The sequence below is a fragment of the Paenibacillus sp. FSL H7-0690 genome, assembly GCF_037980415.1.
Lineage (GTDB): Bacteria > Bacillota > Bacilli > Paenibacillales > Paenibacillaceae > Paenibacillus_AQ > Paenibacillus_AQ odorifer.
In genome coordinates, this window is record NZ_CP150281.1 from 2,543,364 (window position 1) to 2,568,961 (window position 25,598).

20 protein-coding genes and 1 riboswitch are annotated in these 25,598 nt (G+C 44.4%); of the genes, 10 read left to right on the plus strand and 10 right to left on the minus strand.

Translation table 11 applies throughout. The features are described 5' to 3' along the window. Positions 1–31: 31 nt before the first annotated feature. Positions 32–469: a MarR family transcriptional regulator gene (locus tag MHI32_RS11010; protein ID WP_076130010.1), complete on the minus strand. Its 438-nt coding sequence runs from the start codon at positions 467–469 to the stop codon at positions 32–34. 257 nt (positions 470–726) lie between these two features. Between MHI32_RS11010 and uvrA the strand changes: the two genes are divergently transcribed. From uvrA to MHI32_RS11030, 4 genes are all read left to right on the plus strand, one after another. Next, the gene (gene uvrA / locus MHI32_RS11015) at positions 727–3,231 is read left to right on the plus strand and encodes an excinuclease ABC subunit UvrA (RefSeq protein ID WP_076130002.1); all 2,505 of its coding nucleotides are present in this window, start codon (positions 727–729) and stop codon (positions 3,229–3,231) included. 520 nt (positions 3,232–3,751) lie between these two features. Continuing rightward, positions 3,752–3,874, plus strand: coding sequence for a hypothetical protein (locus MHI32_RS11020; protein ID WP_340012340.1), 123 nt, complete (start codon positions 3,752–3,754; stop codon positions 3,872–3,874). Between the two features lie 134 nt (positions 3,875–4,008). Next, on the plus strand, positions 4,009–4,143 hold the full coding sequence (locus MHI32_RS11025) for a hypothetical protein (RefSeq protein WP_340012341.1): 135 nt from the start codon (positions 4,009–4,011) through the stop codon (positions 4,141–4,143). A 134-nt stretch (positions 4,144–4,277) separates the two neighbouring features. Continuing rightward, positions 4,278–4,886 carry a hypothetical protein gene (locus tag MHI32_RS11030; protein WP_340012342.1) on the plus strand — a complete coding sequence of 203 codons (609 nt, stop codon included), beginning with the start codon at positions 4,278–4,280 and terminating at the stop codon, positions 4,884–4,886. 150 nt (positions 4,887–5,036) lie between these two features. Here the strand turns inward: MHI32_RS11030 and MHI32_RS11035 are convergent, their stop codons facing one another. The 6 genes from MHI32_RS11035 to MHI32_RS11060 all read right to left on the minus strand — a co-directional run bounded on the left by MHI32_RS11035 (position 5,037) and on the right by MHI32_RS11060 (position 11,647). Next, on the minus strand, positions 5,037–5,606 hold the full coding sequence (locus tag MHI32_RS11035; protein ID WP_340012343.1) for a YdeI/OmpD-associated family protein: 570 nt from the start codon (positions 5,604–5,606) through the stop codon (positions 5,037–5,039). 56 nt (positions 5,607–5,662) lie between these two features. Next, complete coding sequence (locus MHI32_RS11040) at positions 5,663–6,178, minus strand: DinB family protein (protein WP_076305559.1); 516 nt, start codon at positions 6,176–6,178, stop codon at positions 5,663–5,665. 83 nt (positions 6,179–6,261) lie between these two features. Continuing rightward, on the minus strand, positions 6,262–7,173 hold the full coding sequence (locus MHI32_RS11045) for a YafY family protein (protein ID WP_076305558.1): 912 nt from the start codon (positions 7,171–7,173) through the stop codon (positions 6,262–6,264). Positions 7,174–7,315: 142 nt separating this feature from the next. After that, positions 7,316–8,485, minus strand: coding sequence for a KamA family radical SAM protein (locus MHI32_RS11050; RefSeq protein ID WP_076130594.1), 1,170 nt, complete (start codon positions 8,483–8,485; stop codon positions 7,316–7,318). A gap of 139 nt (positions 8,486–8,624) precedes the next feature. After that, positions 8,625–8,766: riboswitch (cyclic di-AMP (ydaO/yuaA leader) on the minus strand. Between the two features lie 48 nt (positions 8,767–8,814). Next, positions 8,815–10,482, minus strand: a complete 1,668-nt coding sequence (locus tag MHI32_RS11055; protein WP_340012344.1) for an AraC family transcriptional regulator — start codon at positions 10,480–10,482, stop codon at positions 8,815–8,817. A 139-nt stretch (positions 10,483–10,621) separates the two neighbouring features. Next, positions 10,622–11,647, minus strand: coding sequence for an ABC transporter substrate-binding protein (locus MHI32_RS11060; protein ID WP_339190542.1), 1,026 nt, complete (start codon positions 11,645–11,647; stop codon positions 10,622–10,624). A gap of 526 nt (positions 11,648–12,173) precedes the next feature. Between MHI32_RS11060 and MHI32_RS11065 the strand changes: the two genes are divergently transcribed. Both MHI32_RS11065 and MHI32_RS11070 read left to right on the plus strand, forming a co-directional pair. Then, positions 12,174–12,836 carry an HAD family hydrolase gene (locus tag MHI32_RS11065; protein WP_076130591.1) on the plus strand — a complete coding sequence of 221 codons (663 nt, stop codon included), beginning with the start codon at positions 12,174–12,176 and terminating at the stop codon, positions 12,834–12,836. Between the two features lie 42 nt (positions 12,837–12,878). After that, positions 12,879–14,084, plus strand: a complete 1,206-nt coding sequence (locus MHI32_RS11070; RefSeq protein ID WP_339190544.1) for a mannitol-1-phosphate 5-dehydrogenase — start codon at positions 12,879–12,881, stop codon at positions 14,082–14,084. 90 nt (positions 14,085–14,174) lie between these two features. Here MHI32_RS11070 and MHI32_RS11075 read toward each other — a convergent pair whose 3' ends face one another. Beyond that, positions 14,175–15,635 carry an alpha-L-fucosidase gene (locus MHI32_RS11075; RefSeq protein ID WP_339190546.1) on the minus strand — a complete coding sequence of 487 codons (1,461 nt, stop codon included), beginning with the start codon at positions 15,633–15,635 and terminating at the stop codon, positions 14,175–14,177. Positions 15,636–15,755: 120 nt separating this feature from the next. On the opposite strand from MHI32_RS11075, the gene MHI32_RS11080 reads away from it, so the two are divergent. Then, a complete protein-coding gene (locus MHI32_RS11080; RefSeq protein WP_076280449.1) occupies positions 15,756–16,586 on the plus strand; it encodes an AraC family transcriptional regulator in 831 nt (276 codons plus the stop codon). Between the two features lie 66 nt (positions 16,587–16,652). Here the strand turns inward: MHI32_RS11080 and MHI32_RS11085 are convergent, their stop codons facing one another. Continuing rightward, positions 16,653–19,763, minus strand: a complete 3,111-nt coding sequence (locus tag MHI32_RS11085; protein ID WP_340012345.1) for a glycoside hydrolase family 2 TIM barrel-domain containing protein — start codon at positions 19,761–19,763, stop codon at positions 16,653–16,655. Positions 19,764–19,883: 120 nt separating this feature from the next. Between MHI32_RS11085 and MHI32_RS11090 the strand changes: the two genes are divergently transcribed. Together MHI32_RS11090 and MHI32_RS11095 are read left to right on the plus strand one after the other, a co-directional pair. After that, positions 19,884–20,708 (plus strand): AraC family transcriptional regulator, encoded by an 825-nt coding sequence (locus MHI32_RS11090; RefSeq protein WP_340012346.1) that lies wholly within the window; start codon positions 19,884–19,886, stop codon positions 20,706–20,708. Between the two features lie 167 nt (positions 20,709–20,875). Beyond that, entirely contained in the window at positions 20,876–21,781 is a 906-nt protein-coding gene (locus MHI32_RS11095; protein ID WP_076130585.1) for a hypothetical protein, read from the plus strand. Positions 21,782–21,828: 47 nt separating this feature from the next. Here MHI32_RS11095 and MHI32_RS11100 read toward each other — a convergent pair whose 3' ends face one another. Further along, positions 21,829–22,698 carry an AraC family transcriptional regulator gene (locus tag MHI32_RS11100; protein WP_076130584.1) on the minus strand — a complete coding sequence of 290 codons (870 nt, stop codon included), beginning with the start codon at positions 22,696–22,698 and terminating at the stop codon, positions 21,829–21,831. 137 nt (positions 22,699–22,835) lie between these two features. Here MHI32_RS11100 and MHI32_RS11105 point away from each other — a divergent pair, with 137 nt between their 5' ends. After that, positions 22,836–25,502 carry a family 78 glycoside hydrolase catalytic domain gene (locus MHI32_RS11105; protein WP_340012347.1) on the plus strand — a complete coding sequence of 889 codons (2,667 nt, stop codon included), beginning with the start codon at positions 22,836–22,838 and terminating at the stop codon, positions 25,500–25,502. Positions 25,503–25,598: the final 96 nt, after the last annotated feature.

Consider the following 25,598-nt stretch of genomic DNA (forward strand, 5'->3'; position numbering starts at 1 on the left):
GATATCGTCCTTTTTTGTATAAATACGTATCTTAGGAAGAAGATTTGCCGCGCGCAGTGGATCCAAGCTGATCAATCTGCTCTTCCAGAACCGCACTTGCTTGGCCTAAAAACTGCGAAATAAGGGCGAGCTCTTCATCCGTATAAGAAGCTGCGAGCTTAACCATGGCGGTATGGAGCGGTTGGTACGTATTAATGACATCATCTTTATTCTCATATAATGGCACAATAATCACTTTACGGCGGTCATTCGGGTCATTTTGTCTGCGGACATAGCCATTTTTTTCGAGCCGGTCTATTAATGCCGTAACACTGCCTGTGGTCAGACCGGTTAATTTAGACAGTTCTCCAGCAGTGATCGGACCTTTCTCCCGTAGAATATCTATAGATAAGAAATCATTATTGTATAACCCAAGTGAGGCGGCTACATTTTGTTGGTACAATACCGTTCGGTTTCCCAAACTGCGCATAAGCAAGGTGAATTGTTCCTGCTCTGGTGTAGGTTGTTCGTGGCTTGACAAAAGATAACGCTCCTTTTAAAATAATTATATCTTGATAGTCAAGATATTAGATTATAAAGTTATTTGAAAATTTTGTGATTTATCAAATACATTCTATCGAAATTAGAAATGTTTTGCAAAATAATTGCAATCCAACAACTTTGGGCAACCATATGGATAGAAGATATAACTACGAACCAGTGGGTTGAATTGAGAGGGGAATAGATGTGAAAGAGACTATTGTTATTAAAGGGGCAAGAGAGAATAATCTGAAAAATGTCTCGCTCACGATTCCTAAGTATAAGCTAGTTGTCCTGACAGGACCTTCGGGATCAGGGAAATCGACGTTAGCTATGGATACACTTCAGCGGGAATGCCAAAGACAGTATTTGGATTCCATGGGCATGACGTCAGATACGATCAGCAAACCAAAGGTGGAGTCTATTATTGGACTGTCTCCGTCCATTAGTGTTGGACAACATGTCACCAATCGTAATCCCCGTTCGACAGTTGGGACAGTCACCGACATCTATACGTTTGTCCGGTTTATCTTTTCCAGATTAGGCGAGCGGGTTTGCCCTTCCTGTAGTGGCAGCATTCCACCTTCTTTTGAAGCGAGGGGATTGCTGATCGAGGAAGACGAGGAAATGCATGGTCAAACGATGGGTTGTCCGCATTGCGGAGCTGAGCTTGAGAAGCTGGGCATGTCACACTTTTCTTTTAATAAGCCGGAGGGAGCTTGTGAAGCCTGCGGTGGTGTTGGATCTGTGGCAACTATAAATGAAGTGGCAGTGTTTAATCCAGAGCTTAGTATGCGTGAGGGTGGGGTGGCCTCGCTGAATGGTGTTCATCGTGATATACAGATGCGTATATTAGTGGCCGCTGGCAAGCATTTTGGTTTTGAGTTTGACCCAGATCAGCCCTTAAAAAATTACGGCGAAATTCAGCGCGACTTGTTATATTACGGAGTGGAAAGTGAGGCGTTTAAGCGCCATTTTCCCAATGTTAAGCCGATTCAAGGCACCAAATTTGAAGGCGTCATTCCTGGTTTGTGGCGGCGATACAAGGAGAAGGAAGGAGAAGCTGGTACACAGGAAAAAGACGGCGGATTTTTTCATGAGCAGCAATGCCCGGAATGCCTTGGCGCTCGCCTAAAAAAAGAAGTTCGTCTCGTTCGGGTAGCTGGCGCATCGATTACGGAGGTATCAGATTGGCCATTAAGCGATGTTTACGAGTGGACTAAAGGCTTGGAGGCGGCTTTGCCAACCGAGGGACTTCATCTGCTTGAACCCATCCTTCACGATATGCCTACCCGACTAAAACGGATTATCGATGTTGGTCTTGGTTATCTTTCCATGAACCGTCAGACGGTCTCCCTCTCTGGTGGAGAGGCACAGCGGCTGCGCCTTGCCTCATTGCTGGGGTCAGGTCTGACTGGAGTGTTATACATTCTAGATGAACCGACGACCGGGCTTCATCCGCGGGATACTGTTGGCCTCATTCGTGTGCTTCAGGAGCTGCGCGATTTGGGTAATACGGTGCTCGTTATCGAGCATGATATCGAGATGATGCGCGCTGCCGATCATATTATTGATATGGGTCCGGGTGCTGGTCTGGACGGAGGGCAAGTTGTTGGCGAGGGCAGCATTGAGGATTTGATGGCAAGCGAGGCTTCTGTTACGGGAGCCTATCTTAGAGAAGAGCGTCATAAGACTGCTGCATATGTTCGCCGGAAAGGTGACGGAAAACAAATCACCATCCGACAGGCACAGTACCGGAATATTGATATCCCGGAGGTTTCTTTACCTCTAGGTTGTCTGGTCTCTGTAACTGGAGTTTCGGGTTCAGGCAAGTCGACACTAGTCTTTGATATTCTTGCGCAAGGCAGTACGAAAGGACATGAGCAAATAGGCTGTGCGGAGATTGCGGGCTTAGATCAGGTTGGAAATATAGTGATCTTTGACCAATCGCCCATGGGTAGAATGCTGCGTTCTAATGTAGCGACGTATACAGATGTATTCACACATCTGCGCCAGCTGTTTGCTGCTTTGCCGGAGGCGAAAAAAAGAAAACTGACCTCCAAGCATTTTTCCTTTAACACACCGGGTGGACGCTGCGAAACCTGTCAGGGTCTTGGGGTGCTGACTGTAGACATGAATTTCTTACCCGATCTGGAGGTTAAATGCCACGCATGCAAGGGGAGAAGATTTACGGATGAGGTTCTCCAGGTGAAATATGATGGATATTCCATCTCGGATCTGCTGGACATGTCCGTACAGGAAAGCTTGCCGATTCTTAAGTCGGAAGCCAAAATGGCGGGGATTATCGAGACATTGTGTGAGGTGGGTCTCGGTTACCTTAAATGGGGACAATCTGTCAAAACCTTATCCGGTGGTGAAGGGCAACGGATTAGACTGGCTAAAGAGCTGAGCAAACCTTCCAAAAACCATACGCTCTATCTGCTTGACGAACCCACAACAGGCCTTCATCCGTCAGACATCAAGCAGCTCCATACCTTATTGAGCAAATTGGTTGATACGGGAAATACTGTCGTAGTTGTGGAGCACAGCTTAGAGCTGATTCGGGAGTCCGACTGGGTGATTGACATCGGCCCTGAAGGTGGCGTTGTGGGCGGTAAGCTTGTAGCTGAAGGTACACCGGAGCAGGTTGCTGAAGTACGGGAATCCTACACAGGGATGTTCCTGAAACGGATTCTGGCTGAAGGGCTGTAACTTAATAAAAGAGGTGCCCAAAGCCATGAAAATGGCTGGGGCACCTCTCTTTTTTTGAACTTAAACCAAACCTCTGCTCTCAACTCTAAACTTTGCCTGAACGTCTGAACCAATCTCATTCGCGCGTACTTAGCACTTTGGGAATAAGAGATGATCATGAGTCAATGGTGTTTGATCCGCAGATGATTAGGATACGGTAGCAACAGACAGCGAAAGACAGCGAAAGACTATGCTTCGGCGGTATCGGACTCAGCAGACCAGCGAATGATCATTCTTCGGCGTGTCGGACTCAGGAGTCCAGCGAATGATCATTCTTCGGCGTATCGGACTCAGCAGACTTTATAAGCAGGAAAATCCGCCAATTGGAGTATTATCGGACCGCATAGCTCCTAATGGCGGAAAAATCACCGTATAAGAGCCTGATTCTAAGAAATAGCTGCGCTGGAGTCCGATGAGTTGCTGAAAAGGCGATAAATTAGTAAATAGCGTCATTGGAGTCCGAAAGCCTCAGCAGGAGATCATGGTAGCAGTAGCAGTAGCAGTAGCAGTAGACCCAGCGAAAGACTATGCTTCAGCGGTATCGGACCCAGCGGACCTTAAATGTAGGAAAATCCGCCATTTGGAGTATTATCGGACCGCATAGCTCCTAATGGCGGAAAAATCACCGTATAAGAGCCCCTTTCTAAGGAATAGCTGCGCTGGAGTCCGATAAGTTGGTGAAAAGGCGATAAATTAGTAAATAGCGTCATTAGAGTCCGAAAGCCTCAGCAGGAGATCATGGTAGCAGTAGCAGTAGCAGTAGTGGTAGCGGTAGCAGTAGAACCAGCGAATGACCATACTTCGGCGGTATCGGACTCAGCAGACCTTATAAGCAGGAAAATCCGCCATTTGGAGTATTATCGGACCGCATAGCTCCTATTGGCGGAAAAATCACCGTATAAGAGCCCATTTCTAAGGAATAGCTGCACTGGGGTCCGATAAGTTGCTGAAAAGGCGACAAATTAGTAAATAGCGTCATTGGAGTCCGAAAGCCTCAGCAGGAGATCATGGTAGCAGTAGCAGTAGCAGTAGCAGTAGCAGTAGCAGTAGCAGTAGCAGTAGCAGTAGCAGTAGCAGTAGCAGTAGCAGTAGCAGTAGCAGTAGCAGTAGCAGTAGCAGTAGCAGTAGCAGTAGCAGTAGCAGTAGCAGTAGCAGTAGCAGTAGCAGTAGCAGTAGCAGTAGCAGTAGCAGTAGCAGTAGCAGTAGCAGTAGCAGTAGCAGTAGCAGTAGCAGTAGCAGTAGCAGTAGCAGTAGCAGTAGCAGTAGCAGTAGCAGTAGCAGTAGCAGTAGCAGTAGCAGTAGCAGTAGCAGTAGCAGTAGCAGTAGCAGTAGCAGTAGCAGTAGCAGTAGCAGTAGCAGTAGCAGTAGCAGTAGCAGTAGCAGTAGCAGTAGCAGTAGCAGTAGCAGTAGCAGTAGCAGTAGCAGTAGCAGTAGCAGTAGCAGTAGCAGTAGCAGTAGCAGTAGCAGTAGCAGTAGCAGTAGCAGTAGCAGTAGCAGTAGCAGTAGTAGTAACAGTAGTAATAGACCGAGCAAATGATCATACTTCAGCGGTATCGGACCCAGCACACCTTAAATGCAGGAAAATCCGCCATTTGGAGTATTATCGGACCGCATAGCTCCTATTGGCGGAAAAATCACCGTATAAGAGCCCATTTCTAAGGAATAGCTGCGCTGGAGTCCGATGAGTTGCAGAAAAGGCGATAAATTAGTAAATAGCGTCATTGGAGTCCGAAAGCCTCAGCAGGAGATCATGCATCTAGCGCAGCTTAATAATCTAGCAGACGTCCATTATCATGCCATTGCCCGTACATTTTATTTTCTTTAGTGTTTGTTATGAATTTGTCTAATTTACTCTTAAATAAATCTGGCTGATGTTTATTGCTTTGGATCGTGTCGATCCGAACTCTTTTATAAAGGGGGGGAAAGGCCCGGAAATTCTCATATACTTGACTGTCCTCTTTTAGCCTTTGCTCTATAATCTTATCTACTATAAAAGAATCAGGGTTCATATCAGGAAGTACCCGTTTTCCTTCAGCACTCATTAACCCCAGCTTTTCGAGGCGGCGGACACGCTCTTTATTCAATTCAGTCCAAGAGCTTCTTTTGCTTCGGGGAGAGAGTCTTTGCGCCAGCTCCGTTTCCGAAATTTTCTTTTTCACTCCATCGATCCATCCAAAACACAAACATTCCTCAACTACGTCCAAATATAGCAACGTTTCTGGGTTTGGCGTCATACTAACGAGTACCCAACAAGATTGTTCAGTCTTACAATTCTCCTGCAGCCAAACTCTTAAATCTTCTCTCGTTTTTACTGTAATTAGATTTTTAATCTCCATAATTAAAATACAATTTCCTTTCTAGGTATGGAGTGGAGCGTCTTGCCCATCCGAGATTAAATTGCTTTTGCAGGAACCTGATACCAAAAAAGAGCATAGTCATTCATGGTGGAAGCATGGCCTAACTGCCGTAACATAGTAGATACATTGCCTCTATGATAAGTCCCGTGATTGGCGACTTGCAACACAATTTCTGATAGGCGTGTTTGGCGGATTCCGGCGAATGGATTGTCAAGCAGAATGGTTTGCTCCAAATCGGATTGGTTGTGTAACCATGCTTTGTATTGTTCTGATAGATGGGCAAAGATATTTACGTATTCATCCACAGAATCTAGAATGCTCAAATTTAGCGGGATACTTTGTTGAAAAGCCTCTGGCATGGCAGTGCCTGTTAATACAAGATACCACATCGTATCAACCGCATAGATATGGCTAAGGGCATGAGCGATGGTGGGAAATGAGCTGTTCACTTCTTGACTTAGCACAGAAGGCGGGAGTTCCTTGATTCCCCCCAGGATAGTTTGGTTTGCCCATGTGTGGTATTTAAACATTTCTACTGGATAATTTGTCATTCGTACATTCTCCTTTTGAATGGTCATGGATTTGTTTTTTGTTACTGTAGTTAATATAAAAGAAGAAGTATGACATCAGACTGTCATACTTCTTCATAAAGTTTGAGTGTGTTTTGAAGCTGCTCTTTTAAAATACCTCGCAATGCAGGGGGTTCGAGGACTTCGGCGCCGCTGCCAAAACTCAGCAGAATGGACCAAAGCCAACGTGCTTCCAATGGCTTATACACAGGAATTCGCATCGTCATGCTTTTATCGGAATGAAATTCCTTGTCGACTTGATGAAACTGATCCAAAGCTTCTGCCAAAGCCTCAGGGTCTACCCGGATCACTATTTCCTCCACCTGATCTGCCCTGTTTGAACAGCCGGCCTCTTTGGGTACCTCATGTTGCGAATGAAAGGTATCCTGCGTCAGGAACAAATTCAGCATCCGGGAAAGTCGGAACTCCCTATAGTCCTGCCGAGCCCGGCAATAACCATAGATGTACCAGTTGCTATATTTAAAATGAAGCTTTACTGGTTCCATTTCACGGGTTGTACGTTCATTTTTTACACTGATGTAATCAAAACGGACAACATTTCGTTCCGCTATAGCCGCACGTAAAAGAGGAAGTGCGTCAGGATCCGTACGCCGGGTTTCAAGATCCACCGCGAGACTAGAGGTCTGTGGCTCCGTTCCAATCGTTTGCAGCCGTTCAATGGTTCCTTGCGTATGCTCATCTTCAAACACGGAAGAAAGACTGTTCAGTACAGTAATCAGAGAAGTGACATCATACGAACGGAGCAGGCTTTTATCCATTTTATATCCGTCCATAATGCCATATCCACCTTTAGTTCCCTGATACGATACGACCGGGATGCCAGCGGCACAAATCACATCGATATCTCTATAGATCGTTCGCTGGGAAACCTGAAACTCTTCAGCCAGCTTGGAGGCAGATAAAACTTCGTGGTTCAATAGCTTGTAGATCATAGAAATCAATCGTTCCAATTTCATGTGTGCATTCCCACCCATTAGTCCATTTCGTGTTACAGCGTGATTATATCATAGATTTTTTCGGGCTAATTTTGGGCGGGAGGAGTTTTGTTGTTGGTGATGAAGAAATATCCTATGACAGAGTCTGACAGAGTTGATTAATCTATTTACAGATTAAATCCGCAGGCTCGCCTGATAAATCATTAACAGAAATAATAGCATCGTTTTTTTTCACAGGTGGGGTCCAATATTGCTCATTCCCAGGCAGGTCATCGAACCATTCGGCGTCCTTTGGACAATCTAGAATCATAAATTTTCCGTATTCCTGATCTCTGGATTGATGGTATTTGAGATAGGCTTTTCCGTTATCAATGGCGAGAATTTCTATTTTTCCTGAGGTGTGGCTCATGGATAAGCGTACTCTTTTGCCAAGTCCTGAGGTTCTGGCTTTGGCTTCTTCTACAATTTGATAGACTTGCTCGAGCGGTAATACGAAATCCCGGTTTCCGGCTACGGGCCGGTTCACAAAGAAGTAGTAGGGTGTAACGCCAGCCCATGAAAGCCGGTCCAGTAGTTCCCCTAAAATAACGGGATCATCGTTGATGCCTTTGAGGATGGGGGTCTGATTTACGACAATTGCCCCTGCGTTGTGGAGAGCTTTAAATGCTTTTTTGGCTTCAGGTGTAATTTCACGAGGATGATTGATATGCGCCATAACATAGATTCGTTTGTCTTCGGTAGAGTAAGTACGAATCAGCTCCAGCAGTTCTTCGTCTTCAGAGATCCGCATCGGATTAAATACGGGAATTTTGGAACCCAGTCTAATGATCTTAACATGCTCAATGCTTCTTAGATTTTCAATAATGGATCTTAGCTTCGGTGTGGAGAGAATTAAACTGTCCCCGCCCGTAAGAAGTACGTTGTTAATCTCCGGATTATTTGCGATATACTCCAAACCCGGAGAGACATCAGCCATCGCCTCTTTCACGTCATTTCGGAACAGACGCTTACGGAAACAGTAGCGGCAATAAGCCCCGCAGACCTCGGATACAATCAGCAGTGCAGTTGTTCTATACTTGTGCTGACAACCAGGTACCACATAATTCGTGTCCTCATCGGAGGCGTCCCAGCGCCCATACTCCAGCAGTTCACCTTCGTTAGGAATAACCAGCTTACGGATGGGATCATTTGGATCATCCCAGTTAATCAAAGACAGATAGTAGTCATTTACACGAAAAACAAATTTGTCCGTAATTTCTTTCAGATTCTCTTTTTCCAGCTCAGACAACATAGCTATTTTGTTAATATCCGTGAAGTACTTTACCTTTTGCACGTACATCTCTCCTTTGTCTCGTAGTGTGAGAAATGAGGGAGCCTTAGTGTCAAAGGCCAATCTACTGCCAGCAGGGTCCAAAAAAGCACCAAAAGAGACCCTTAGCAAGGGTCTCTGGTTATGTAAATAACATGAAAAGCAGACCCATCCACTGCTGACGAGGTTAGCTGACGGACTCGGGTAAGATGGTACCCTACATTCTAATGCTCAATGATTCGCCCCAATTAACTGGTTCCCCCGCTTTTCAACTGTAAAAGTTGGAAATTAAGCGTAGATAAAGTATACCCTATCAAGTTTTGAAAAGTCAAAAGAGAATCCTAGATTCACTTTCAATTGCTAGCGCTACTTCCGCCGAGTAGTTTAGGCAACAGCGTTAGCAGCTTCTCCCGGGTTAACGCATCACTAGAGTTCCATTTGCTTCCGTCGAGCAGATAAACATGTCCCTGACGTACTGCCGGGAGATTGTTCCAAAGTGAACTGTCTAGTAATCGTTCCATCGCAGCTCGCGAGTCTTTGCGTTCCGGAATGAACATGAAGATATGATCTCCGGCGTAGGCAGGCAGTCGTGTTGGATCAACTTCGGCGAACCCTAACTCTTCGTCCAATATGGCCTGGATCTCTTCAGTCGGTTGTAATCCACATGGGGCATAAAGCGCAGTGGAGAATCCGGACATTCCCATAGCATACAGATGATCTCCATGATCATAGACCAAAGCAGAGGCGGTTTCTCCAACTTGGAGGGTTGTCGTGTAAAGCTGCTGCCACATGGCAGCGTTTTTGATTGTGAATGACTCCAGCCATGCTTCGGCTTCGCGCTGTTTACCTAGCCAACTGCCTAGTGTCCGCATTCGTTTGTCGAGAGATGCAAATGAATCAAAGGTGAGTGTCGGAGCGATACCAGAAACTGCTCTGTAGGCTCTTTCATCACTATTTGCCAAAATGATCAAATCTGGGTTTAGGGAAGCGGTCAACTGCGGGTCCAGTGGAAACCCGACGTTGGCGAGCTTCTTAAGCCGATGTTTATAGACGCTGTTCCGGGCGAACGCTTCATCTCCACCGATAGGCTTTACGCCTAACGCGAGAAGGTCGCCAAGTGTTTCGCCATGATAGACAATACGTTTCGCTCGCTCTGGAATCTCCACCTCATGACCCGTCCAATCCTTGACGGTAAGCTTACGACCTTGCTGATGTGCATATTGTCCGGGTGTAACTCCGGTTTTTTGCCGAAAGCGGCGGCTGAAATAGTATTCGTCCGAGAAGCCGACCAGTCTGGCGATTTCCCGCAGTGGTTCAGTCGATTCCTGCAGGAATCGTTTGGAATGATTAATGCGCAGATCCGTCAGGTATTCAAGCGGCTTTTTACCCGTAAGCTGCTGAAAGATCGGTGTATATTGCCAGATTGATATTCCCGCCAGTTCAGCTAACTGCTTCACGGTGATACTCTCTGTATAATGCTCCTGAATGAATGTTATGGTCTTTTCTACGGATTCCGTAGGACTTGGCAGGTGTTTGGAAGGGTAATTATGCTCAAAAAGTAGCAGCAGCAATTCTTGGAATTTTAATTGTCGCTTGAATTGTTGTACATCATCGGTGTTATTCCTGTTCATGAGCAGGTCTTCGACTAGTCGGATTACCTTGGTGAACGGGTGCACAATTAACTCCCGTCTGCCGGAAAGCAGCTCTCCAGAATATCGTTTAGGAAGCTTGGTTGTATAAATTGCTGTAAAGGTGATGAGGTAATAATACAACGTCAGCTCCTGGTTGTTCGTACTATAGGAGATTCCAGGAGATAGTAGATAACATTTATCCGTACTTAGTATCACGCTTTGATCATCGAGGTTCAATTGTCCGTTCCCTCCAGTAAATATGAGAAGGGTATAGTCCTGGGTTGTACGCGTTATAGAGCTTGAATCGGCAGCTTGAATCATCAGTTCGGCCTCGTTTAGCTGAAATAGCAGAGAGTGGAGTGGGGGGCAGGACGATGATGTATGCAGCATGGGTTCAGCCTCCGTTCATTTGGTGAGAATGATTATCAATGAATTCATTGTATATAAAAAAAAGAAGCATATCAACAGCTGTTGACATGCTTCTTGCAGTTTTTTATCAGCCTTGTGTTAAACTCTTCATCTCGGAAGGTTATTTCATATTCAATAGCTGTGGAATTTCGCCAAGCAGCCATTCTCTTGTTGTCGCATCACTTGAAGTCTTCATGATGTCTTGTGTATAGACATATCCGTTCTTGACGGCAGGAAGGCTCTTCCAGATAGGGCTCTTTAATAGATTCTCTGTGGATTGTTTTGCTTCTTCTGCCACTGGAGTCAAGATGAATATCCGGTCTCCGGCATATTCTTTCAGGACTTCCATGGATACTTCCTGGAACCCTTTACCTTCATCAAGGATCGTCTGAATAGCTGGAGTTGCCTTGAAGCCATTCTCCCCATAGAGTACCTGGGAAAGTCCGGTTGCTGCCATTATAAACAGTCTGTCTCCTGGATAATAAGTGAAGACCGCAGCCGTTTCGCCCTCTTTCATGCCTGCGGATTTCAATTGCTTCCACATGTTCTCTTCAGCGGTTTTATACTGCGCAAGCCATGCTTCTGCTTCAGTCGTTTTCCCAACAATTCCACCAATGTCCAGCATACGTTCCTGGAGTGGGGCAAAGGTATCAAATATTATAGTGGGTGCAATTTTGGAGAGCTGTTCGAAATCAGCTTCATCTGTGCCCGCATAGATGATCAGGTCAGGCTGAAGCTCCAATGTTTTTTCCAGATTGATAGGGAAGCCTACATCCTCCACACCTTGTAATTGATCTTCAAAAACCTGGCCTTCACCCATAGAAAGAGGATAACCTACCGCCTGCACACCAAGTGCGAGCAAATCGCCATAAGTTTCTCCAGAATAGATAATTCGCTGTGGATTCACCGGAATCTCTACAGTATGCCCTATGTAATCTGTATAGGAGCGGGTAGTCGCTGCTGCTTCATCTGTACTGCTATCTGAGGGTTCTGCTGAAGGTACCGCGGTTGCAGCGGAAGAGTTCCCGGTTGCGTTCACCGTACTATTGGCAGAGGATTGTTCCTTTGAGTTTCCGCACGCCAGTAGCAATGTACTCAGCAAAAATAGTACACATACCACAGCGAAGGACTGTCGTACCTTGTTCATATCTTATTGCCTCCCTATTATATGTAACGACCACCAATAATGATAATCATTCTCGATTAAAATATATCATAAATTAAAGCCTCTTTTTACTCAATGGACAAAAAATAACCCCGTAATTTGATTTGTACAATCAAGTAAAAAGGATGTGTTTAAAATTATTTTGAATTATTTTTAGCTGCTTGGAAAAATACTCTAAATAACAGCAATCGAGAGAAAGAGAGGGAGCTTGTCTTCATAATAAACTTGGCAAAGGAATCCCTTGAAGCACATAGGATTGTGGTGTTTTTTTGAATCTGATTACTGTTATGTATTAAGAAGTTCAGGTGATGCAAAAATCCAGGTTTGTCCACATTGATTGTAATCGTTATCATTACGTGGCATGTTATCTACCGTGCTTGACGTCAGTAGAAGGGCTTTGTTATGGTTTTTATAGTCAAACGCAAGCCGAAATAGCTTTTTGTAGAATATGCAGAAGGTTTTGCGTAAGATATTCTAACCAAACATAATACGAGGGAGATGGTTGATTGTGATCAAAGGAATTATTTTTGATTTTGACGGAACGATTATCGACACGGAGACTGCTTGGTACACCGCATTTAACGAGGCTTATGCAGAATATGGAGTGGATCTGACGCTTGAACAATATTCCACCTGCATCGGCACGAGCTTGAACAGTTTTAATCCTTATGAATATTTAATGACTGATCTTAAGCTAGCGATTGACAAAGAAGAGTTCAGTAAGGCTGTTAAACAGAGACACAGCAAACTTATGGAGCTTGAAACAATACGACCAGGCATTCAGCATTATCTTGATTCCGCCAAAGCAGCTGGACTACGCGTAGGGCTGGCCTCAAGTTCTTCCCTGGAATGGGTGGAAAAATATCTGAATCAATTGGGTATTCGCGAGTATTTCGAATGTGTTCGGACTGCCGACCATGTGGCAAAAGTGAAACCAGATCCCGAGCTATATAACCAAACGTTAGCTTGTCTTGGAATCACAGCTGATGAGGCGGTTGCTATCGAGGATTCACCGAATGGATCTAAGGCAGCGGCAGCAGCTGGCATCCGTTGCATTGTGACGCCTAACGAAATTACTAATTTTCTTGAATTCGATAAGCAGCACCATAAAATTGATAATCTAAGTCTTCTTGAATTTGATCATGTAGTTACTCAACGTTGCTTCGTATAGAGAAACCGAGAAACTAAGTTCAAATTAAAGGGGGATACCAAATTGAGAGCCGTACATTTTGGAGCAGGTAATATTGGCAGAGGTTTTATTGGGCCTATGTTGTCGGACTCCGGTTACAATGTTTGTTTCGTCGGAAGAAATAAGAGTAAAATTGCCCAATTGCAAAAACGTGGGCAATATCCTGTCACCCTAGCTAACAAGAACAGGGACAGCTTTATTGTTGATAATGTTACTGCAATCAATCTGAATGATACTGAGGACGTTACTAGAGCTATAGCAGAAGCTGAAATTGTGACAACTGCCGTCGGAATATCCGCTTTAAAAGATATTGCTGAGACCATTGCGCAGGGCATCGAACGAAGGCTTGAAAATAGCAGAAATCTCAACCCTCTTCATATCATTGCCTGTGAGAATGGGATTGGAAGCAGTCAGAAGTTGAAAAAATCAGTTTATCGGCATATGAAGCAATCCTTCAAGGAACTTGCTGACCGCAATGTCGCTTTTCCCAATGCGATGGTGGACCGGATTGTACCTATGCAGAAAAATACAGATTCACTTGAAATCCTCGTTGAACCCTTCAGTGAGTGGGTTATTCCCCGCAGTGGAATGATTGGTAATTACAATGAAATTAAAGGCGTCCATTATGTGGATTCGCTGGCGCCATACCTCGAACGGAAGCTATATACTGTGAATACAGGTCATTGCAGTGCAGCCTATTTTGGATACCTGGAAGGTTATACTAGCATTCAAGAAGCGATGTCTGATCCCGGAATCAGAGTTCGTGTTCACGGGGTGCTTAAGGAAACAGGGGCCTTATTGGTGCATTTATATGGCTTCAAGCCCATAGAACATGACCGGTATATAGAAAAGATGATGGAACGATTCACTAACCCCAACTTTAACGATAAAATTACACGTGTCGCCCGCTCCCCGCTTCGCAAGCTTTCACCTAATGATCGACTCGTAAAACCGGCAATGCTTGCTCATGAACTTGGTTTTGAGACTTCACATTTAGTCTCAGCTATTGCTTCTGCACTTTATTTTGATCATGAAAAAGATCCAGAAGCCTTACAGCTTCAAGCGGACATCCGAAACCACGGGCTAAGTGAAGTCATTGCTGCACAACTAAAAATCCCCACGGAGCATCCGCTTCATGGTCGCATTATTTTGGAGTCCAACAAATTACGCGCGAGATATCCTCATAGGACTAGAATGAAGACAATAAACGTCAGGGTACCCTACTTTTAATATAAATCGATGGTTATAAAACTATAAAAGAGTGTTCTCTGCTGGATGGGCAAGAACACTCTTTTTTAGGTTACGAAGGTCTGTAAGTCTCTAATCCAATTCAATCCGCAGAACAACCGGAGTCTCACTGCGAACCGAGGTCGTTTTTATAACCAAGGCTTCATCGGTTCTTTCCCATGCAGGTTGTTCCTCAACACCTAAGATTTTGATCTGTTTAATCATCCCATGGAAGTGCGCAGAGTTTTCTTTAAGGGATTTGATTTGCACTATTCCGTTGTTTGGATAGACAAGAACAGTAGCGTAAAGATAACTGCCTTTTACCGTAAAGCGGATATCTTCATTAGTGAAAATTTTCGTGATCCCATCTGTAAACTGACCTTCAACGATCTCTGTAGGGCCTTCCCCGAAGGTGCGCCAGTAGGTCGTATCATAGATTGCTTCACCATTCACCTTTAGCCATTCTCCGATGCCAAGCAGAATTTCCTGATCCTGAGCTGGAATGCTGCCGTCCGCTTTAGGACCTATATTCAGCAGCAAGTTGCCGTTTTTGCTTACGATATCTACTAGATCTCTGATAATTTCTACGGCAGATTTATAATCATTTTCCGGTGTATAACACCATGAATTTTTAGCAACTGCTGTATCCGTTTGCCAGAAATAAGGTTTAAGCTCGGAGAAATGACCTCTCTCAATATCTGGGATTGCTGAGCCAAACATGAAGGCATCATGCTTATAATTGATTGCAACCGGAGTTCCCCATTCCTCTCCCTTATTGTAATAGTAAGCGGCGAACTTTTTGAGATAGGGTTTGAAGGCAGCTGTATGAATCCACCAGTCAAAGTAAAAGATTTTCGGTTGATAATTGTCTACCAGCTCGCAGCAGCGAATCAACCAATCCTCCAGAAATTCTTGATTGGGTGGGGAGCCGAATAAATCGTGATGATCGGGTTCGGGCATAGATGGCCAATAGAAATCTCCACATACAAGCGGTTCATGGATATCGGAATCAAATTCCTTGCCATGAGACAGGAAGAACCAGTGCTCAGCTCTATGGGAAGATACACAAAACTCTAATCCCTGCTGCTCAAAAGCGTCTTTCATTTCCCCGACTAAATCCCGCTTAGGACCCATCTCATATGTGTTATAGTGGGAGTAAGCGCTCTTATACATTTGAAAGCCGTCATGGTGCTCTGCAACAGGCATCACGTATTTGGCACCAGATAATTTGAAGAGACTGGCCCATTCCTCAGCATTGAAATGCTCAGCCTTGAACAAGGGGATGAAGTCTTTATAACCAAAGGTTTTATGCTCACCATAAGTAGCAAGATGATGTTCATATTCCCGCGAACCCTGGATATACATATTTCGGGGATACCACTCATTGGCGAAAGCCGGAATAGAATAAAGGCCCCAATGAATGAAAATACCAAACTTAGCGTTCTCATACCACGTAGGCACTTGAAATTGACTTAGTGAATCCCAATCGGCTTTGAATCTTCCAGTTGCGATCGTATCTTCGATTACTTTTAAATATTTGCTTTTATCCACCATTTTGCAATCATCCTTTCAAACGTTTATTTCTTCTTCATTGTAGTGATTGGAGGTGGAAATCAAAATGTAGGACATTAACTTTTAGATGTACAAAACTAACCTGATAAGGCGGAGTAAGGGATGGATAACCATGTTTTGCTTACAAATTATTTATCCAATTTAAAGGTTGATTTATTTATGGCTGATTACAATCTTTGTGGCCGTGACTGGAGAGATCTTGACTACACACCTGACTATAGTAAATTTTATTTTATTTGCGATGGGGAGGGTTGGTTAAAGATTGGTGATCGAGAATATTATCCGAAGCCTGGTCAGCTTTTTTTGATGCCTGAGGGAGTTAAGCAATCTTATTCTTGCATAAGTGATCAACCCTTTGAGAAGTATTGGTGCCATTTCAGCGCAAAAGTCGGAGACATCAATCTATTCAAAATGTTAGAGCTAAGTCATGTATGCAGAGAAGTAGATCCTCATGTAATCCAAGAGATATTCAGCAGCCTAACGAGTCATATGAAATCTGATGCGGTGTATGCTCATTTATTAGCCAAAAGTAAGTTAATGGAGTTATTTTCTTATTTTATTATGAACATAGATGTAGACGAAATCACTTTTAAGAATCTAAGCTCGATCGAAAAATTAACGAAAATATTAACGTACATAGACACCCATATCGAGCGTAATATCACCATACACGAGCTTGCCGAGATTGCGTACATGCATCCCAACTATTTTATCCGGCTATTTAAACAGCAAATCGGAGTTCCACCCATACAGTATATCACCAGAAAAAAGATAACTAAGGCCAAGGAGCTATTGAGGGGGACGCAAAGTTCTGTCGGTGAGATTGCCCATGATCTTGGTTTTAGTGATCTTTATTATTTCTCCAAACAGTTCAAGAAAAATGTGGGTTTAAGCCCTTCGGAATTCAGACAAGGAACAGTAGCAGTGAAATAAATAAAAGAAGACCGTCCTGTGTGGTAGAAACCAACCAGAGACGGCCTTTTTTATAAGTGGAAGAGATTAGAGCAGTGAGACAGTGAAACGGAAGATGTACGGGCGATTAGCCGGCAGAGTGAACTCTTCGTGGGTTGGTGCGCCCCAGCTGTCGTCCCCGCCAACACCCATTTGCTTGTAGTTAACTCTTAGTACGCTTTTGTTCGAGACTGGCAATTTATAGACGTGGTCATGGGCTTCCAGTTCCTCAGGCTTCCAAGGCAGGGCATTAATTTCGATAGGCGTTGCACTTTCAAAATAGAATCCTGTTCCATCGTTGCCCTCTGTAATCGAAGCGAATCTGACATCAGTCTTGTTGCCGCACTCTTGAGGTTTGAGATAAGGTGTGAATTGATCACTGACCTTACCAGTGTAACGTCCAAGTGGGGCTCCGGTTTGTCTATCCCAATAATTCTCATGAGGTCCGCGGCCGTACCATGACAGGGTATCAAGACTTCCATCTAGAACGAACATCATTCCGAACTCAGGGATTTCTGGCAGAACGCTGCTGCCCGGACTCAATTCTTGCGTGATCTCTAAAGTCCCGTCAGCACGAATCACGTACTGGACCCGAAGCGTGGAATCCGGACTTGTAGCCAGAAGGTAGCTGGCAGAGACGAAACAGAGAGAGCCTTCGGTTCTAAATGTAAAGCTGATTAAGTGTTGTTTATGCGATGCCTGCTTCCATACTGCACACCGCTGTGGCAATTTATTACCACAATCATTATCAGTGACTGCTCTCCAGAAGTTAGCTCTTACAGGTTCAAGCAGACGTTCTTTGCCTGAGGAACGATAAGAGTTCAGAGCACCCGTAGTGGTACTAAAGCTCAGTTCGAAATTATCACCTTGTACATTCAAAACATTCTCAAGCTCGCTGACACGCAGTGGTTCTGCGATTGTCTTTGAGGTATTGGTTACAAAACGGGGTGACAGAATGAACTGTTCCCAAGCGATTTCGTGATTAGCTTCTGCCCATATAGTTGCTGAAGGCTGAATAAAGGAAAGATTCAGAACTGCTTCATGATTGCCACGCAGTGAATCCAGCTCGTAAGGAACTTTGCATGAAATGTTCTCACCTGGTGCACATGAGATCTTCAGCAAGCCTTCTTGTGCAGTTACTCCGTCTAAACGAACTTCCCATTTGAGATCGTATTCCTTTAAGTTGGTAAATAAGAAGGAATTGCGAATCTGGAAGAGTCCTTCTAGGATATTTTCAGCCGTTACTTTAATATTTTGATAACATTTTTTGACCTCAAAGAGCTTAGGAGTAACCGTACGATCAGCAAAAAGCAATCCGTTGCCACTAAAGTTGCCGTCATGAGGCGATTCACCAAAGTCCCCGCCATAAGCGAGATATTCAATTCCCTCGGAGGTGTGGGTCCGAATGGCTTGATCTACCCAATCCCAAATGAATGCACCTTGAACAATATCATATTTGTCGAACAAGTCACAGTATAAGTGCAGCCCACCGCATGAATTGCCCATGGCATGACTGTATTCGCAGAGGATATAAGGCTTTTTCGGATTATTAAGCGCATATTTTTCAACATCCTGCGGTTTAATGTACATAGTAGATTCTATGTCACTTGCTGCTTCCGATTCTCTACAGTGGAAGATTCCCTCATAATGAACCGGCCGCGAAGGATCGATTTCTCTCAGGTAGTCGTGCATAGCGATAAAATTGTCGCCTCCGAAAGATTCATTGCCGAGAGACCAAATGATGACTGAAGGGTGGTTTTTATCCCTTTGCATCATGGAGTTGCAGCGGTCAATGACATTGGCCCGCCATTCCGGTTTGCTTCCAGGGACATTCCCGTCATTCAACCCTTCTTGGCTGTATGCCCAGGTGCCGTGCGTTTCCAGATTAGTTTCGTCAATCACATATAATCCGTATTCATCACATAACTCGTACCAGACAGACTGATTCGGGTAATGGGAGGTTCGAACAGCATTAATATTATGTGTTTTCATTAATTGGATGTCGCGCAGCATATCTTCTTTGGCTAAAGCACGACCTGTGTCGCAAGAGAATTCGTGGCGATTGACACCTTTGAGTACGATTCTTTTGCCATTGATCTTCATAAGTCCGTCTTTAATCTCGAACTTGCGGAATCCAACCTTACAACTGACCGTTTCTTGTGTATGCCCGTTGCTGTCATTTATAGACAGGACTAAGGTATAAAGATAAGGGGTTTCAGCACTCCATTTAAAAGGCTGTTCAACCGGGGCAGAAAGCTTGAGCTGTTGAACGCCTTCTTGCTCAAAGGAACCAGTAGCGGAGATAGGAGTCTCCCAAACAGGCTGGCCCTCTTTATTGTAAAGCTGCATTTGCAGTGTATATGGGCTTTGCTCGTTAAAGTAATTTTCCACCTTGATATCTACATTTAAATCCGCATGTACGAAGTTTTCATCCAGATCTGTGTGGACGAAATAATCAGCAATATGAACGGAAGGAGCCGAATAAAGATAGACTTCCCGAAAAATACCGCTCAGGCGCCAGAAATCCTGATCCTCTAGCCAGCTGGCATCACACCAACGATAAACCTCGACAGCTAGTTTATTGTCCCCTGCAACTAAATATGGGGTGATATCGAACTCTGATGGAGTAAATGTATCTTCACAGTACCCGACAAGTTCACCGTTTACCCAGACGTAGAAAGCGGATTCAACACCCTGAAAGCTTAGGTACACCGGTTGACCGTTCCAAGACTCAGGTACAGTAAAGGTTCGCAGATAAGAGCCTACTGGATTATATTTTGTTGGGGCAAAGGGGGCTTTAAGCTCTGGCTCGGATTCCGCCCAAGGATACCGGAGATTTGTATACTGAGGATAGTCATAACCTTGGAACTGCCAGTGAGACGGTACAGGAATGGTATCCCAAGTACTGCAATCGAAATCGGTTTTATAGAAATCCACAATTCGTTGATCCGGTGTTTCGGAAAAAGCGAATTTCCAAAGCCCATTGAGGGTTTGGTAGAAAGGTGAGGTTTCTTTATCGTTAGTTAGCGCTTGGGATAAACTACGGTAAGGGATCATGGAGGCATGTGCATCCAATCGATTTAATTCAAAAGTCTCTGGGTTGTTATTCCATTCCGGATAACCGTTAGCAGGTGGCTGGTAGACAAACTTTGCTCGCATGAGTTGATCTCCTTTATAATCATTGTAATGTTATTATATTCATATTATAAGTTGAAGTAATATTAGGATAAATAAAAGAATTTTAGTCCCAGATAACAAAATATGAAACGAGGACTTTTTATGGAGAGCAAAATTATTTTTTGCCAAACAGAAGATGTAATCATGCTGCCGCTTTATGCTACAACCCTTGGATTTTGGGAGCATCAGCCAGAAACTATACGTCCTGCAGGCTTTCCAGACTATCAAATACATCAGATTCACGAAGGTAAAGGCGAGCTTATCATTCATGAGAGCCGATATCTCGTGGGTCCAGGGGATGTGTTCTTTTTGTTCCCGGATATTCCTCATTCGTATGCCCCTATCAGTGGGAAGGAGTGGAAGGTATCATGGGTCTCGTTCAATGGCAGAGAGGTTGGTCAAATGCTGCTCTATGCGGGCATCCGCGAGTCTGGTCCTGCTAGATTAAAAGAAGATCAATGGCTCAATCCTCTAAAGCAAATCCTTATGCTGCCAGATAGCAATGAGCTGGAGACTAATTTGGCACGTTCTAAACATCTTTACGCATTGCTTCTGGATTTAAAAAGAAAGCTAGTATCGCCTCTGAATGAGGCACATGAATTGGAGCGAATCAAACCGGTGCTGCGTTATATAGAGAGCAATCTGCATAGGACGCTTCCTTTAAAGGAGCTGGCGGAGATTATTTCTGTATCGCCACAGTATTTATGCAGGCTTTTTCAAAAAACAATTCATGATCGACCTGTAACCTATATCAATAAGCAACGTATCAATTTGAGTAAACAGCTTATGTTTAATGGACGCGATAAAAAAATGTATGAAATTGCCCAGCTAGTGGGCTTTGATAATGCTAGTTACTTTTGTTTGGTGTTTAAAAGATTGACAGGGATGAGTCCTGAGCAATTTAAGCAGCTGCATGGTTTGGATTAGATAAACGCTTACTTGTTACCGTCTAGCACAACATGATATAGTTTACTTGAGTTCCTGCGATGTTTTTTTTGCGGCTTAGCCCATACTTTTACTGCCACAAGAATTCAATACATAGAACCAAATTAACGATCTGAAATGACGAAAAGCATCAGGAAGGAGACATCATTTTGAATGAGAAGCTAAAGCAAGCCTATGAGCGTTTGAACTTGCCTGAAGACGTTACCCGGGAGGAATTGAACAAAAGGTTAGATATGCATTTGAAACGCCGTCGATCGAATTCGACTGAAGATGAGGTTGCAGCTTATGAAGAGGAGTTCCGCGCTTACAAAACCATCCTAGATGGCTTGGATCAGAAGGAGATTCAGGAAGCAGAGGACAAGCGGCTGGAGAAGTGGGGAGCCATGTCCGGCGTAGCACGTAAATCGGAGAATTTCTTTCGACTCTACAAAACGCACACTATTATTTCTATTATCGTGCTGCTGGTAGTTATCTTTGGGGGGAAAGCGCTCTATGATCAATGGCAGGAAAGAAAATATGAAGCTACGCTCCCACCGGTAGATGTTCGAATCATGTTCCTAGGCAACTATGAATCTCAGGACTCGTCAGGTAAGAATGAAGAGCTAAAACAAGAAATTATCAAACGTTACCCGGCTTGGAAGAGAGTGGAGGCAGAAATCGTTTATCTACCCTCAACAGGTGGGACGGACGGTGGAGCCTTGGATATGAGCTATATGCAGCGGGCTATGGCGATGCTGGCAGCCGATCATCCGGATATCCTGATTATGGATGATGCTACTTTTGAATGGATTGGCCAGCAGTCGGGACTGCAAAATCTGGAGTCGTTTATTAAATCCGCAGGACTTCCTCTTGATGATAACCGTTTGAAACGTATGACTAACCCGGAGAGTGGTCAAGAGCTGATTACTGGCATAGATATCACAGATACGGATTTTGCTACAGAACTCCCTATCCATTCAAACCAGATGATCGTCGGAACGTTAGGACAAGATGACAGTAAGACTAAATCAACTGATTTTGTTGAGTTTTTACTTAAACAGATCACTAATCAATAAATTAATAGGGCCGATGTTGTATGGATGTTCATACGACATCGGCTTTTTTATGATCTGTAGAGCTTACGGTACGCGATGGGTGTCTGGCCGACTATTTTTTTGAATACAGCGTTAAAGGAGTCGATGTCACGGTAACCCACTAGCTCGGCAATCATATTAATTTTATGTCCAGAAGTACGCAGCAATTCACAGCTTTTATGCATTCGCAGATTCTTCAAGTAGGTCCCAAAGGACTGGCCAGTATGCTTGTGGAACATGCGCTGAAGATGCCTGCTGCTCCACTGTGAAATACGGGCTAATTCGGCAAGTGTAATCTTTTCCGACAGATTATGCTCTAGGTATTGAATGACTTGCGTGAAGTCTGCCATATCCATCGTAGATTTGTCATCTTCTCCGTATTTTTGCCTGTACACTGCTATGATTAATTGACTTAAGAGGGTGTAAAGCATTGTTTTGGAGCCCATACCGGATACCGACATTTCATGATATAAATTCAGCATTAAGCGCTCAATAGAGCCATCTCGATCTGAGACGGAAAAGTAAGATGAGCTGCTACTCCCAAGAGTGGCTAGGTGCTCCCGGATAGATGGCTCTTGAAGGACGATATTTAATTGCTCCACCATTTGCATATCAAAAAGGCAGTTATAGACGATCAGGCGATTCCCTAAAGTATCAGAAGATGCTGGACGGAACACATGGGGGGCACCTACAGGAATCACGAACAGCATTCCTTTTCTAACGGGAAAGATCTCATTTTCAAGGTGATGAAAACCTCTTCCTTCAGCTACATAGCAATACTCAATAAATTCATGAGCATGAAAAGGGGCGTGGAAGTTCTCTGAATAGCGGTTAACGAGCAGATGCAGATCGTTTTGAAAAAAAATTTCATTTTTGAACAACTCGGTGGTTCGTTGCATATTGAATTGCCCCTTCCAGATTCATGGCATGATTGCAGGGATATGATGTCCTTTTTACCGGGTGATGAAAGCGGTAACCCAGCTATAATTATAGGGCAAAGACTAATTGGTCGCTATAGAAGGAGGTTTTTATCTATATGTTCGCAATGACTAAGCTTCGTTGTGAGTACAAAGAAAATCCGCTAGGAATTGATGTGATCAGACCCAGAATCAGTTGGCAGTTAGTTTCAGATGACAGGGACTGCATGCAGTCTGCTTATCAAATTCAAGTGGCGGAGAATATGCTTTTTCAAGGCAAGCTATGGGATACAGAGGAAGTAAAGTCTTCTCAATCGATCCATGTTGAGCTTGAAGGTCTGCTGCTGGAAGCTCGCACGCGTTATTATTATCGGGTTCGGGCATGGAATCAGAATGCAATAGACTCGGGTTGGTCTGAGGTTGCATTTTTTGAAACCGGACTATTAGATGCAGGGAATTGGCAGGCGGAGTGGATCAGCGCTCCTACAGCCTCTTTTTCACAAGATTCTGAGATTTGCCCACAGCTTCGTACATTCGTGGATGTAAAAGGTCCAGTGGAAAGTGCAAGGATTTATGCTACTGCTTTGGGCTTGTATGAACTGCAGCTGAACGGAAGTCGGGTGGGAGATCATTATTTTACTCCAGGCTGGACCAGTTACAGTAAGCGGCTGCAATATCAAACTTATGATGTCACAAAGCTTCTGCATGAAGGTGCGAATGCGTTAGGCGCACTGTTGGGCAATGGCTGGTACAGAGGGTATTTGGGCTGGGATAATCAAAAGGAGATTTATGGATCAAAGACTTCACTTCTGCTGGAGCTTCATATCCGGTACGCAGACGGTTCAAATGAGCTTATTAGCTCAGATCAGAATTGGCAGGCTGCAAAAAGCGCAATTATGATGTCTGAAATTTATAATGGTGAAACTTATGATGCTCGGCTGGAGCTGGATATCACCGATCCTTCATCAGAAGGTTGGCATCCAGTGGAGATTATTAATTATTCCAAAGCGATCATCGTTGCCCAGGAAAATGTGCCAGTGACACAAGTTGAAACCTTGAAGCCGATTGCATTGCTGACTACCCCGCAGGGAGATAGATTGCTGGACATGGGCCAGAACATGGTAGGGTGGTTAAAATTTAATGTAAAAGGTCAATCTGGTCAGATGGTAGAACTTCAGCATGCTGAAATATTAGACCGGGACGGAAATTTCTACACGGAGAATATGCGTAAAGCGAAACAGTGCATCCGCTATACTCTGAAAGGTGGGGAGCAAGAGACGTATGAACCGCATTTCACCTTCCAAGGCTTTCGGTATGTGAAGCTTAGTGGGTTCTCAGCAGATCTTCAACTAGAGGATTTCACAGGAATAGTGATGCACTCTAATATGGAACGTACGGGTGATTTTCAGTGCTCAGATCCACTTGTGAATCAACTGCATCACAATATCCTGTGGGGGCAAAAAGGGAATTTCCTCGATGTGCCCACTGATTGTCCACAGCGTGATGAGCGGCTCGGCTGGACGGGGGATGCTCAGATGTTTGTCCGAACAGCCTCTTATTTGATGAATACGGCACCATTCTTTACGAAATGGCTGCGGGATTTGAAGGCAGACCAAACCCCTGAGGGCGGCATTCCGTTTTTTATTCCAGAGCTGAGAGCAGCGCCTCCTGGCGACGGAGATACTAACCATTCTTCTGCAGCCTGGGGGGATGCAGCTACGATCTGTCCATGGACAATCTATGAAATGTACGGCGACAAAAGGCTGCTTGCAGAGCAATACGAGAGCATGAAGCAATGGATTTCATATATCTATGCACAGGGAAGTAACCCTTATCTGTGGAATACTGGCTTTCATTTCGGCGATTGGCTAGCGCTTGATTCCAAGCCAGACAGCTATGTGGGAGCTACAGATCGGGATTATGTCGCCACCGCTTTTTATGCCTATTCCGTTTCTCTTACTTTAAAAGCGGCAATAGCCTTAGAAAAATCGGAGGACGTGGACTATTATAGGGAGCTGCACGCCAAAATTATAAAAGCATTCAGTGATGAGTTCATAACACCTGCGGGAAGGTTGTCCGTCTCTACCCAGACTGCACAGATATTAGCCCTACGTTTCGATCTTATAGAAGGGGTTGCCAAAGAACGTGCAATTCAGAAGCTCACTGAGCTGCTTGCTGAAGCTAAGGATCATCTGACTACTGGATTCGTGGGCACACCATATCTGAATCCTGTGCTCAGCGAGATTGGAAATAATGAACTCGCGTATAAGCTTCTTTTTCAAAAGGATTATCCATCCTGGCTGTATCAGGTGACGAAAGGTGCGACTACGATTTGGGAACATTGGGATGGGATTAAGGATGACGGCAGCTTCTGGAGTGCAGATATGAATTCCTTCAATCATTATGCCTATGGCGCAATAGGTGAATGGTTGTATCGTTACGTTGCAGGAATCGGAACAGATGAGTTGGAGCCTGGTTTCAAAATCGTTCATATCAAGCCACAGCCAGGCCCCGGTCTGGATTACGCAGAAGCTAGTCTTGAAACCATGTACGGAAAAGTAGAGTCAGGGTGGCGGCGATCAGAGGATAATGGAATGATGATTCACGTTACGATTCCTGCCAATACCAACGGTATTGTCGTTCTGCCTGGAGCCAATCAACTAGGGTTATTAGAAAATGAAGTTCCTGTGGAGCAGTCCAGAGGCGTGCACAGTATCAGCTTAGTCGATAACGGAGTGAGACTTCAATTAGGTTCGGGCAGCTATCAATTTACGTATTCTTTATAACCTTTACTAGGGGTCTTCCTAGTGTGAACTGACATCGAGGGGTATTCGGTGTCAGTTTTTCGTTTTCGAATTGACGAATGTAGAGAGGAGTTATTA